This is a genomic window from Empedobacter sp. UBA7248, from assembly GCF_002472945.1.
Lineage (GTDB): Bacteria > Bacteroidota > Bacteroidia > Flavobacteriales > Weeksellaceae > Empedobacter > Empedobacter falsenii_C.
In genome coordinates this window covers 59238-70781 of record NZ_DKSU01000004.1, presented here as the reverse complement: position 1 = coordinate 70781, position 11544 = coordinate 59238, and the positions used below count along the sequence as shown (strand labels likewise).

The following is an 11544-nucleotide window of genomic DNA, read 5'->3' as shown; positions in this document are numbered from 1 at the left end:
TTATTGAATAAATTTGCGATTAGGTTAGTTAATGAAAAGATTAATATTCTTTAAAATTAATAGGTTGTTTTAGAAATTTTTACTGTATTGTTGAAAATTAAGTTATCAATTCGGTAAAAAATAGTGTTGATTTTGAGTGAAATTGAAATTTAACGTGATAACAACGCAAAAAATTTAGAAGAATTAAAAAATTTTCACTTAATTTACACCCACATTAATAAAAATCATAATATTTAAAAGAATTAGTAAATGGAAAAGAATGTAACAGTACCAGCTAAAACTAAAAAGGGAGGTCTTAACCCTGTGATTACTATGATCATTTTAATTGCAATCGCAATGGGGATCTTCAGATTTGTATTTGGAGCAGAAGGTAATTTCGAAGGAGGTGATGTAGAAAAAGGTAATCCTTTAAACTTTTTAGGAATTATTCATAAAGGAGGGGTGATAATTCCATTCTTAATGTCTTTCTTCTTTATGGTAATCGTTTTCTCAATTGACCGTGTTATCGCTTTAAACAAAGCAAAAGGAACAGGATCTGCTGAGAAGTTTGTAAATGACATTCGTGCTTTATTAAACAAAAATGAAGTTAACAAAGCAATTGAATTATGTGACAAACAAAAAGGAGCTGTAGGTAATGTAGTTAAAGAAGGTTTAACAACTTACAAAGCTTTAGAAAACGACACAACGTTAAACAAAGAGCAAAAATTAGCTCAATTAGGTAAAACGTTAGAAGAAGCGACTACATTAGAAATGCCAACGTTAGAGAAAAACATGACAATCATTTCTACAATTGCTTCTGTAGGTACGTTAATTGCCTTAATGGGTACAGTAATCGGGATGATTAAAGCATTCTTCGCATTAGGTGAAGGTGGAGGATCTCCAGATGCAGCTCAATTATCAGTAGGTATTGCCGAAGCCTTAATTAATACAGGTATGGGTATTGGTGCTTCTGCATTCGCTATTATTATGTATGCTTTCTTAACTTCTAAAATTGATGATTTAACATTCAAAATTGACGAAGTAGGAATGAGTATCCAACAATCTTTCTCTGCTCACAATTAATATTCAATTGACGAAGCCTTAGAAGGATAGTATAAGGACAAAATCAAACAACAAACAATTTAGAATATTAATTAATAATACAGAGAAAATGGCAAGAGTAAAACCAAAAAGAAGAGGTCCTTCGATGGACTTAACAGCTATGTCTGACATGGCTTGGCTTTTGTTAACTTTCTTTATTTTGACATCTAACTTTAGAGAACCTGAAGTTGTTCCTGTCGTAACACCAACATCTGTTTCGAACCAAAAAATGGCTGCTGAAAACATGATGATCATTAAAATTGATGGAGAAGGTAAGTTCTTATTCGGATTAGAAGAAAAAGATCGTATTCCTACATTAGAAAGAATGGGTGATAAGTACGGAGTAAAGTTTACAGATGCTGAAAAGAATGCATTCAAAAGCATAGTAGAGTTTGGTGTACCAATGAATGAAATGAGAAATTATTTGAATCAGTCTGCTGATAAACAACAATCATATCATCCAGGTATTCCATTAGATACGATACCTAACAAAAATCAAGAATTAATTGATTGGGTATTTGAAGCAAAAGAAGTGAACCCAGATGTTTTCTTGGCAATTAAAGGGGATCAAAAATCTGAATACAAAAAATTCAAAACTTTGATTCAACAATTGCAAGAAAAGAACATGAATAAGTTCCAGTTAATTACATCTCAAGAATAATTATTAAGAAATTAGAAAATGGCACAAATAGAAAGTCACGATGACGGTGGCGGAAAGAAAGTCCGTTCCAAAAAGAATTCGACGAAAGTCGATATGGCTCCTTTGGTTGATTTAGGTTTCTTATTAATTACTTTCTTTATGTTTGCAGCGACTTCGATCAAACCAAACGTAATGAACTTGAATATGCCTCCAAAGATTAGCGAAAATCAACCGAAGCCTGATGTTGAGATTGATTTGAGAAACTCTTTAACAATTTTGATTTCTAAGGATAATAAGTTGTTTTGGCACCAACAAGAAGAGAAAAGCTTAAATGCAAGTAATTTAAACGAAACTGACTACTCTAAAGTTCGTGATGTTATTACGAATGCACAAAAAGGAGCTAAGGATATTAAGATGTTTACGGTAATTATCAAACCGATGGATGATGCCACGTATGATAATTTAGTAACTATCTTAGATGAAATGGAAATTACAAAATCTACAAAATACGGTATCGTACCAGTTGCACCTTTTGAACAAAAAGTGTACGAGGAGAAAGTAGGTAAATAATTAGTTTATTTGTTAAATTTAAAAGAATTAAAATGTCAGAAAATAACAACAAACTAAAATCCTTAGACGAGATAGTATTTGAAGGTAGAAATAAAGCGTATGGAGCTTATGACATGAGAATGTCTGAGAAGAGTACATTATTGAAAGCTTTCATTCGTGGATTTATAGTAATAGCGATTTTAGCTTTTGCACTTATTGCTTCAGCAACAGGAATGTTTAGTAGTAAGAAGACAGAAGATGTAGTCGTAGACGTACAACTTGAAGATTTAAATATCCCTGAACCTCCAAAAGAGGAAGAAGTGGTAGAGCCAGAACCAGAGCCAGAACAACAAGAGAATCATTATCAAGAAGAGACAGCTCAGGTAAAAATGGTTATTCCAGAACCTAAAGCTCAACCTAAAAAAGAAGAAACTATTCCTGATGTTAAGGAAACAGTGAACAAAGATTTAGGTTTAGAGAATAGAGAAGGAAAAGAATCTAAAGGACAAGATGGTGGAGGACCGGTTAATTTAAACCCAGAAGCTCCTAAAAATACAGTTCAAACTCCTAAAACAGAGGATAAAGGTGAAAAACCTGCTGCTCCTTCTACAGTAACTGCTCGTACAGCGGCTGTAATGGCAGTATATCCTGGATGTGAGAAAGATGCTGCAAAAGGTAAACAAGCTGCAACAGACTGTTTATCTAAAAAGTTATCACAAGATTTACAAGACGAGTTGCAAGATTTTGCGAATGACGCTGCTGGTCAAGGTTTATCTGGTGTAGTAGCTGCTAAACTTTCTTTCCAAATTGACACTGATGGTAGAATCGTTGGAATTTCTCCAATGGGTGATGCTAAGTTAGGTCCTGAAGCTAAAAAAGCTTTAGAGCGTATTACACAACGTCAACAAAAAAGAGGGAAAACGATCAAACCTGCTCAAACAGAAGATGGTCGTGCTGCGAAGTTGAATTTCAACATTCCAGTTAAAATGCAAATTGAGTAAGACTTAATTTCATATATAAAAAAGAGGCTAAAATTAATTAGCCTCTTTTTTTGTGTATAATTTTTAGAACACATTTTATGTTTTTAATAAAATCCGCGTTGGTTTTATTTATCAGATTTGATAAAATTAAAAAGCATCTTCAATTGAATGAAGATGCTTTTTTGATTATAAGAGTTTAAAAAGTAAAACCTTTCAATAAACTTGTATATCGTTCAATCCCGTGTTCTATTTCGGATAAATAAATATATTCGTCTGGTGTATGAGAACGAGCTGAATCTCCAGGTCCCATTTTTACCGTTTCGAAATTCATCATTGCTTGATCTGACATTGTTGGTGAACCATACGTTGTGCAACCTAATTCGATTCCTTTTTGTACAATTGGATGATTTTCTGAAATACGTGAAGAATTTAAACGTAACGAACGTGCTTTAACTTCTGCTTTTGGTAAACAACTCGAAATAATATCAACAACTTCTTGATTTGAATATAATTCGTTTACACGACAATCTACAACCAAACGACATTCATCTGGTACAACATTGTGTTGTTTTCCTGCTTCAATTTGCGTAACCGTCATTTTTACAGGCCCTAACATATCAGAAACTCTCTCGAATTGATACGTTTTGAACCAATTCATCACATCAATTGCTTCGTAAATAGCATTTACACCTTCATTTCTTGCAGCATGTCCAGTTTTTCCTTTTACAATAACGTCCATCACAACCAAACCGCGTTCTGCAATTGCCATGTCCATTTGCGTAGGTTCTCCTACAATTCCCAAATCTATTTTTGGTAGATTAGGTAAAATACTTGCAACATTCAATTGGCCTGAACTTTCTTCTTCAGCCGTAATTGCGACAATCAGATTAAATGGTAAATCATCATTCAAGAAATTGATATAAGTTGCCAATAAACTTACCGCAGAAGCTCCTGCATCGTTACTTCCCAAACCTACTAATTTATCACCTTCTATTGTTGCTTTCAATGGATCATACGTCCAAGAAGAACCAAATTTTACCGTGTCGTGATGAGAGTTTAATAAAATTGTTTTTTTGTTCTCATCAAAATTTGGATGAATACTCCAAACATTGTTATTCTGACGATGAGCTGTAGCACCATGATCAGTTAAAAACTTGAAAATAATATCGGCCGTTTTATCTTCTTCACTCGAAAAAGATTGAGTTTCGATTAATTGACACAACAAATCGACAGCTTTCTTTTTGAGAACAGCTAATTCTAACATAAAATTGTTTTAATCTCTGAGTTAATGTTGCGCGCGTGCACCAAACATACATTTTTTACACCCGCATTGATTACTTTGAATGAATTGTCTAATTTCGGAATCATTCCTTCGAAAATTACACCTTCTTCTTTTAACTGCAAATATAAAGTTTCGTTAATTTTTGGGATCAATGTTGTGTCATCATTTACATCACGAAGTACACCAATTTTATCAAAACAAAAATTTAACTCTACTTCATTTTCTTGTGACATTGCAACCGCAATTGTAGATGCAATAGTATCTGCATTGGTATTTAACAATTGTCCATTTCCGTCATGTGTAATCGCGCAAACAACAGGTGTAATATTGTTGTCAATTAATAATTGAAATAATTTTTTGTTGACGCTTTCATCACTCAAATCTCCTACAAAACCATAATCAATAGTTTTTACAGGACGCTTAGAACCTTTTATAGCATTACCATCTGCACCCGATAAACCTAACGCATTGCATCCAAATTCTTGCAATTTAGAAACGATAGATTTGTTCAAATTTCCGGCATATAATCCTGTCACAACATCCAATGTTGGTTTGTCTGTAATGCGACGACCTTCGATCATTTTAGGCTCGATTCCTAATTGATTTAACATCTTCGAAGCACCTTTTCCTCCACCATGAACTAAAATTTTAGGTTCTTTAATTTCGGAAAACGTTTGTAGGAATTGCTCTAAGTCTTGCTCGTTATCGATAATTCCGCCTCCTATTTTAATAATTTTCAACATTTTAATAAATATGTAAATTTTGTTTGCTTTTTTTTGGTGATACAAAAATATAATATTTAACTTTGCATCTCAGTATAATAACTGAATATCTTGTTGATTAATGGAAGAAATTACTGAAATTGTTCTTCTCAATTATGAGAGTAGCTTTCGCAATGAAAGCGCACCTTTTGGTTCTCATATTTTACTTAAGTGTGATGACAAAAGGTCATCTTTTCTCAATTCCTCTTTATTAATCGACTTTCCCTTAAATTATGTATGTTAGAATAGCAAATGCAGATGATGCCAAGTACACAGAATTGTTGTGCGAATGGTACGAAGAATCAGCTCGTATGAGAAAAACGGGTATTGCTAAACGAAATCCAGTTTATCTTGAACGCAAAATGCGTAATGGAAATGCTGTGATTGCTTTTGATGATGATGATCAAATAGCAGGGTTTAGCTACATAGAAACGTACGAAGAAGAAAAATTCGTCGTAAACTCAGGTTTAATTGTTCGTACAGATTTAAGGAGTTCAGGAATTGGACGCGAAATAAAACATGCTGTTTTTGAATTGTCACGTACAAAATTCCCGAAATCAAAAATCTTTAGTATTACAACTTCTTTAGCTGTAATGCGTATGAACACAAAATTAGGATACAAGCCAGTAACATTTTCGGAATTAACACAATCGGATGAATTTTGGAATGGATGTAAAAGTTGTAAAAACTATCACATCTTGATGGAAAATGATCGCGAGCGTTGTATTTGTACAGGATTGGTTTATGATAACCTTGATGACGAGTACGCTAAGCGCGCATTGGCAAATCAATCAAAAAAAGAAGATGAATAAATATACGAACTAAGGTTTTTTTTTGTTTAAAATGAGTATATTTGCATAAAATTTCGAATAAATATTCAAAATGAGTAATAAAAAATACAGATTCCAGATTATAAAAGATTTAATAACAGATCAAGAAATAAGTAATCAAGACGAATTATTAAAAAAATTAATCGATTTAGATATCTCCGTTACTCAAGCAACTTTATCGAGAGATTTGCGCGAATTGAAAGTTTCAAAAGTTCCTAATAGTTCGGGACAATACATTTATCGCCTTACAGAAAGTGCTGTTCCAACGGCAACCGTTACACATAACGAAAATGCAAGTTTGATTTTCTCTAAAAATTTGGGAGTTATCAAAACAAAACCAGGTTATGCAAACAGAATTGCTTTTGAGATTGACAACACACATTTCAATACTATAATTGGAACAATAGCTGGAGACGATACAGTATTAATCGTAATGAAAGAAGAGAGTAGCCGAGAAGAGGTTACCAATGAATTAAGAAGAATTATTCCCAATATAAACAAATAAACAAACAATGAGCAACAAAGCAGTTTTAGCTTACAGTGGAGGTTTAGATACATCGTACTGTTTGGTTAACTTAACAAAAGATCAAGGAATGGAAGTGCATACAGTAATTGTAAATACTGGTGGATTTTCGGCAGAAGAGTTAAAAGATATCGAAGCACGTGCCTACGAATTAGGATCTTCTAAACACGTTACAATTGATATTACAAACAAATATTACAACGATTGTGTTCGCTACTTAATCTACGGAAACATCTTGAAAAATAACACTTATCCATTATCAGTAAGTGCAGAACGTATGTTTCAGTCAATTGCAATTGCTCAGTATGCAAAAGATGTAGATGCAGAATACATTGTACATGGATCTACAGGAGCAGGAAACGATCAAATTCGTTTTGATGTTGCTTTTGCAGTTATCTCACCACAATCTAAAATCATCACACCAATTCGCGACGAAAAATTATCTCGTCAACAAGAGGTAGAATATTTACAAGCAAATGGTGTAAACTATAGTTGGGAAAAAGCTAAATACTCTATTAACAGAGGAATTTGGGGAACATCTGTTGGTGGAGTAGAAACATTAACATCTAACCAAGCGTTACCAGAAGATGCTTATCCAACACAATTATCAAGAACAGAACCATCTGTTATAGAAATTGAATTTGAGAAAGGTATTCCAGTAGGTTTAGATGGAGAAAAATTATCTCCAGTAGCATTAATTCAAAAATTAAACGAAATCGGTGGTGAATATGCAATTGGTCGCGACATCCACGTAGGAGATACAATTTTAGGTATCAAAGGACGTGTAGGTTTCGAAGCTCCAGCAGCTTATTTATTAATCAAAGCACACCACTTATTAGAAAAACATACACTTACAAGATGGCAATTGTTGCACAAAGATTCGTTATCAAACTGGTACGGAACTTTATTGCACGAAGCACAATACTTGGATCCAGTAATGCGTGATATCGAAGCATTCTTAGAATCTTCTCAAAATCATGTAACAGGAAAAGTGAAAGTACAATTAAATCCTTATCATTTCTCAATGATTGGAATCGAATCGCCTTATGATATGATGCAATCTAAAGTCGCTACTTATGGAGAAGAAAACGAAGCTTGGGATAGTAGAGATGCAAGAGGTTTCATCAAAATATTCGGTAATCAATTAAAGATTGTTCATAGTTTCGATTAATTGATTCTTTAAAGTGGATTCCAACGAGTCCACTTTATTTTAGAAATATAGTAGAGGTATTATACCTTAAAAAAACACGCGCAAAACATAACAAATGACAAACAAAATTAACGTAAGCATTGTAGGAGGTGCTGGCTACACAGCAGGCGAACTGCTAAGAATATTGATACATCACCCGATGGTTAATATTTCGTCTGTGTACAGTACATCAAATGCAGGCAACCCCGTTACCAAAGTGCACGACGATTTGTTTGGAGAAACTGACATCGTATTTTCGGATAAAATAGACGAAAATGCTGATGTCGTTTTTTTATGCCTTGGTCACGGAAAATCGGCAGAGTTTTTACAGAACAATAAATACTCAGCCAACACAAAAATTATTGATTTGAGCAACGATTTTCGATTAAATGAGAACCACATTTTCGAAGATAGAACGTTTGTTTACGGTTTACCAGAATTAGACCGAGAAGCAATCAAAACAGCTCAAAATATTGCAAATCCAGGTTGTTTTGCAACGGCTATTCAGTTAGCATTGTTACCATTGGCAGCTAAGAATGAAATCAAAAATGATATTCACATCAATGCTGTAACGGGTTCTACAGGTGCCGGACAAAGTTTATCTGCTTCTACGCACTTTAGTTGGCGAAATAATAATGTTTCTTTTTACAAAGAATTTACACACCAACATGAAGGAGAAATTTATCAAACATTGAATCAATTAGAAAAAGATTTCAATAACAAAGTATATTTCTTACCAATGCGAGGAGATTTTGCGCGCGGAATTTTAGCAGGTGTTTATTTAAAATCTGATTTATCAGAAGAAGAAGCAAAAAATATCTTCAACGAATATTACAAAAACGAACCTTTTACACATGTTTCTGATGCTCCAATTGCACTTAAGCAAGTTGTAAATACAAACAAATGTTTTTTACACGTACAGAAACAAGATGATGTATTGTTAATTACTTCTATCATTGATAATTTAACAAAAGGAGCTTCTGGACAAGCGGTAGAAAACATGAATTTGATGTTCGGTTGGGAAGAAAACTTAGGACTTAATCTTAAAACAATTGCGTTTTAGGACGTTTAAGGCCAAAAGCTTAACGGTAAACGATATGCAAGATTTTAGGAACATAAAAGTTTGGAATGAATCTCATCAACTTACTCTGAAAGTTTATGAAATAACTTCTGAATTTCCTAAATCTGAGATGTTTAATTTAACTTCTCAATTAAGAAGAGCTTGTGTATCTATCCCGAATAATATAGCAGAAGGTTGTGGTAGAAATTCGGACAAAGATTTTTTACGATTCCTCCATATCTCTTTAGGTTCTACAAATGAAACGCTTTATTTATTGATTTTATCAAAAGATTTGAAATTGATAACAGAAGAAATATTTAAAGAATTTGAAGATAAAGTTGAAAAAATAAAAGCGATGTTATTAGCTTTTATTAAAACAATTAATAATCGTTTAGCGTAAACCGTTAAACGTAAAACTTAAACAAAAATGAAACTATTCGACGTATATCCATTAATGAATGTAACTCCGGTTAAAGCCAAAGATTGTATTCTTTGGGACGAAAACGGAAAAGAATATTTGGACCTTTATGGAGGTCACGCAGTGATTTCTATCGGTCACTCTCATCCATATTATGTTGAGAAATTAACAGAACAAATTAATAATATCGGGTTTTATTCAAACTCAGTAAATATCCCAATTCAGCAAGAATTGGCAGAAAAATTAGGTAAAGCATCAGGTTATGAAGATTATACTTTATTCTTGATTAACTCTGGAGCAGAAGCCAACGAAAATGCAGTAAAATTAGCCTCTTTTCATACAGGAAAAGATCGTGTAATTGCGTTCAAAGATGCGTTTCATGGACGTACTTCTGGAACAGTTGCGTTAACAGATAATCCAAAAATTGTTGCACCTTATAATGCTCATCATAAAGTATCTTTCGTAGAATATAATATTGATGAAGTGAAAGAAGTAATTGCTGGTGGAGATGTTGCCGCGGTAATTTACGAACCAATTCAAGGAGTTGGAGGAATCATTTTACCTTCTGATGAATTTGTACAAGAATTAAGAAAAGTTTGTACAGAAAACGGAGTGGTTTTAATCGCAGATGAAATTCAATGTGGTTATGGACGCTCTGGGAAATTCTTTGCGCATCAACATTCAGGGATCAAAGCAGATTTGATAACAATGGCAAAAGGAATGGGGAATGGATTTCCAATCGGTGGAGTTTTAATCTCTCCAGAATTTAAAGCTTCTTATGGATTATTAGGAACAACTTTCGGAGGAAATCATTTAGCTTGTGCTGCAGCAGTAGCCGTTTTAGATGTGATTGAGCAAGAAAACTTAATCGAAAATGCAAAAGAAATTGGAGAATATGTTGGAATCCAATTAAATAAATTCCCGAAAATTAAAGAAGTTCGTGGTCGAGGATCAATGATTGGTATCGAGTTTGATTTCCCAATCGGCGAATTAAAAAACAACTTAGTTATAAAACACAATATTTTTGTAGGCTACGCAGGTACAAACGTTATTCGTTTATTGCCACCTTTAACAGTAACAAAACAATACATAGATAAATTCATATCAGCTTTAGAAACTGAAATTAACATTATCATCAATGGATAAGACAGTAAAATTAGTATTCCAAGACGGATTAGAAATCGAAGGAAAATCTTTCGGTGCGTATACTTCTGCCGCAGGAGAAGTAGTATTCAACACAGCTTTGGTTGGATATAATGAAAGTTTGACTGACCCTTCTTATAAAGGGCAGATTATGGTGATGACAGCTCCAATGATCGGTAACTACGGTGTTCCTGATGATAAAGCAATGATTAATGAAATTGAAGCTTGGATGGAATCGAACCAAATTCAAGTAACTGGATTGGTTGTTTCTTATTATGCTGATGATTATTCGCATTGGAACGCTATTCAAAAATTAGGAACTTGGTTAGAAAGTCAAAATATTCCTGGTATTTATGGAGTTGACACACGTATGATTACAAAAAAATTACGTGAGCAAGGTTCTACTTTAGGAAAAATTGTTGCTGATACAGATGTTGCATATTACGATCCAAACGAAGATAATTTAGTAGATCAAGTTTCTTGTAAAGAAGTAATTCGTTACAACGAAGGTGCTGATATCAAAATTGTTTTGATTGATTGTGGAGTAAAAAATAACATCATCCGTTGTTTTGTAAATCGTGATGTTGAGGTAATTCGAGTTCCTTGGGATTATGATTATTCAACATTAGAATATGATGGATTATTTATCTCGAATGGACCTGGTGATCCAGCTTTATGTATTCCTACGATTAATAATATCAAAGAATCTTTGAAAGGAGATAAACCAATTTTCGGAATTTGCTTAGGTAATCAGTTGGTAAGTTTAGCTGCTGGTGCATCTACTTTTAAATTAAAATACGGACACCGTTCGCACAATCAACCTGTACAATTAGTTGGGACAAAAAGATGTTTCATTACATCTCAAAACCACGGTTTCGCAGTAGATGATTCTAAATTACCAGAAGGATTCAAAACATTCTTCACGAACTTAAATGATGGTACGTGTGAAGGAATTCGTCACGAATCAAAACCAATCTTTACAGTTCAATTCCACCCAGAAGCAATGGGAGGACCAGTTGATACAGAATATTTATTTGATGAATTCATCGAAGAAGTAAAAAAATATAAAAACGCAAACGCATAATCAGA

At 33.4% G+C, this 11544-nt stretch carries 13 protein-coding genes; 11 read left to right on the top strand and 2 right to left on the bottom strand.

Annotated features, from left to right (window positions below; all coding sequences use genetic code 11):
- Positions 1-249: 249 nt before the first annotated feature.
- From B4A23_RS02235 to B4A23_RS02220, 4 genes are all read left to right on the top strand, one after another.
- Positions 250-1062: a MotA/TolQ/ExbB proton channel family protein gene (locus B4A23_RS02235; protein ID WP_180905949.1), complete on the top strand. Its 813-nt coding sequence runs from the start codon at positions 250-252 to the stop codon at positions 1060-1062.
- A gap of 88 nt (positions 1063-1150) precedes the next feature.
- Complete coding sequence (locus tag B4A23_RS02230) at positions 1151-1741, top strand: biopolymer transporter ExbD (RefSeq protein WP_291116357.1); 591 nt, start codon at positions 1151-1153, stop codon at positions 1739-1741.
- 18 nt (positions 1742-1759) lie between these two features.
- Positions 1760-2290, top strand: a complete 531-nt coding sequence (locus B4A23_RS02225; RefSeq protein ID WP_291116354.1) for an ExbD/TolR family protein — start codon at positions 1760-1762, stop codon at positions 2288-2290.
- 32 nt (positions 2291-2322) lie between these two features.
- The gene (locus B4A23_RS02220) at positions 2323-3270 is read left to right on the top strand and encodes a hypothetical protein (RefSeq protein ID WP_291116351.1); all 948 of its coding nucleotides are present in this window, start codon (positions 2323-2325) and stop codon (positions 3268-3270) included.
- A 175-nt stretch (positions 3271-3445) separates the two neighbouring features.
- Here B4A23_RS02220 and B4A23_RS02215 read toward each other — a convergent pair whose 3' ends face one another.
- Together B4A23_RS02215 and argB are read right to left on the bottom strand one after the other, a co-directional pair.
- Entirely contained in the window at positions 3446-4513 is a 1068-nt protein-coding gene (locus B4A23_RS02215; protein WP_286502182.1) for a M20 family metallo-hydrolase, read from the bottom strand.
- Complete coding sequence (gene argB / locus B4A23_RS02210; RefSeq protein ID WP_291116347.1) at positions 4507-5274, bottom strand: acetylglutamate kinase; 768 nt, start codon at positions 5272-5274, stop codon at positions 4507-4509. Before argB ends, B4A23_RS02215 begins: the two co-directional genes overlap by 7 nt.
- Positions 5275-5525: 251 nt before the next feature.
- Here argB and B4A23_RS02205 point away from each other — a divergent pair, with 251 nt between their 5' ends.
- The 7 genes from B4A23_RS02205 (at position 5526) to carA (ending at position 11539) form a co-directional block, all read left to right on the top strand.
- Entirely contained in the window at positions 5526-6104 is a 579-nt protein-coding gene (locus B4A23_RS02205) for a GNAT family N-acetyltransferase (protein ID WP_038336858.1), read from the top strand.
- A 70-nt stretch (positions 6105-6174) separates the two neighbouring features.
- Positions 6175-6627 carry an arginine repressor gene (locus tag B4A23_RS02200; RefSeq protein ID WP_038336857.1) on the top strand — a complete coding sequence of 151 codons (453 nt, stop codon included), beginning with the start codon at positions 6175-6177 and terminating at the stop codon, positions 6625-6627.
- Between the two features lie 7 nt (positions 6628-6634).
- Positions 6635-7816, top strand: a complete 1182-nt coding sequence (argG, locus tag B4A23_RS02195) for an argininosuccinate synthase (RefSeq protein WP_291116344.1) — start codon at positions 6635-6637, stop codon at positions 7814-7816.
- A gap of 94 nt (positions 7817-7910) precedes the next feature.
- A complete protein-coding gene (gene argC, locus B4A23_RS02190) occupies positions 7911-8897 on the top strand; it encodes an N-acetyl-gamma-glutamyl-phosphate reductase (RefSeq protein WP_291116341.1) in 987 nt (328 codons plus the stop codon).
- A gap of 34 nt (positions 8898-8931) precedes the next feature.
- Positions 8932-9294: a four helix bundle protein gene (locus tag B4A23_RS02185; RefSeq protein WP_291116338.1), complete on the top strand. Its 363-nt coding sequence runs from the start codon at positions 8932-8934 to the stop codon at positions 9292-9294.
- A gap of 27 nt (positions 9295-9321) precedes the next feature.
- Positions 9322-10458, top strand: coding sequence for an aspartate aminotransferase family protein (locus tag B4A23_RS02180; protein WP_291116335.1), 1137 nt, complete (start codon positions 9322-9324; stop codon positions 10456-10458).
- Positions 10451-11539 (top strand): glutamine-hydrolyzing carbamoyl-phosphate synthase small subunit, encoded by a 1089-nt coding sequence (carA, locus tag B4A23_RS02175; protein ID WP_219034922.1) that lies wholly within the window; start codon positions 10451-10453, stop codon positions 11537-11539. Before B4A23_RS02180 ends, carA begins: the two co-directional genes overlap by 8 nt.
- Positions 11540-11544 lie beyond the last annotated feature (5 nt).

What these genes read in the sequence shown, in the direction of transcription:
- B4A23_RS02235 (WP_180905949.1), top strand. Translation starts at nt 250, where the DNA reads ATGGAAAAGAATGTAACAGTACCAGCTAAAACTAAAAAGGGAGGTCTT.
- B4A23_RS02230 (WP_291116357.1), top strand. Translation starts at nt 1,151, where the DNA reads ATGGCAAGAGTAAAACCAAAAAGAAGAGGTCCTTCGATGGACTTAACA.
- B4A23_RS02225 (WP_291116354.1), top strand. Translation starts at nt 1,760, where the DNA reads ATGGCACAAATAGAAAGTCACGATGACGGTGGCGGAAAGAAAGTCCGT.
- B4A23_RS02220 (WP_291116351.1), top strand. Translation starts at nt 2,323, where the DNA reads ATGTCAGAAAATAACAACAAACTAAAATCCTTAGACGAGATAGTATTT.
- B4A23_RS02215 (WP_286502182.1), bottom strand. Translation starts at nt 4,513, where the DNA reads ATGTTAGAATTAGCTGTTCTCAAAAAGAAAGCTGTCGATTTGTTGTGT.
- argB (WP_291116347.1), bottom strand. Translation starts at nt 5,274, where the DNA reads ATGTTGAAAATTATTAAAATAGGAGGCGGAATTATCGATAACGAGCAA.
- B4A23_RS02205 (WP_038336858.1), top strand. Translation starts at nt 5,526, where the DNA reads ATGTATGTTAGAATAGCAAATGCAGATGATGCCAAGTACACAGAATTG.
- B4A23_RS02200 (WP_038336857.1), top strand. Translation starts at nt 6,175, where the DNA reads ATGAGTAATAAAAAATACAGATTCCAGATTATAAAAGATTTAATAACA.
- argG (WP_291116344.1), top strand. Translation starts at nt 6,635, where the DNA reads ATGAGCAACAAAGCAGTTTTAGCTTACAGTGGAGGTTTAGATACATCG.
- argC (WP_291116341.1), top strand. Translation starts at nt 7,911, where the DNA reads ATGACAAACAAAATTAACGTAAGCATTGTAGGAGGTGCTGGCTACACA.
- B4A23_RS02185 (WP_291116338.1), top strand. Translation starts at nt 8,932, where the DNA reads ATGCAAGATTTTAGGAACATAAAAGTTTGGAATGAATCTCATCAACTT.
- B4A23_RS02180 (WP_291116335.1), top strand. Translation starts at nt 9,322, where the DNA reads ATGAAACTATTCGACGTATATCCATTAATGAATGTAACTCCGGTTAAA.
- carA (WP_219034922.1), top strand. Translation starts at nt 10,451, where the DNA reads ATGGATAAGACAGTAAAATTAGTATTCCAAGACGGATTAGAAATCGAA.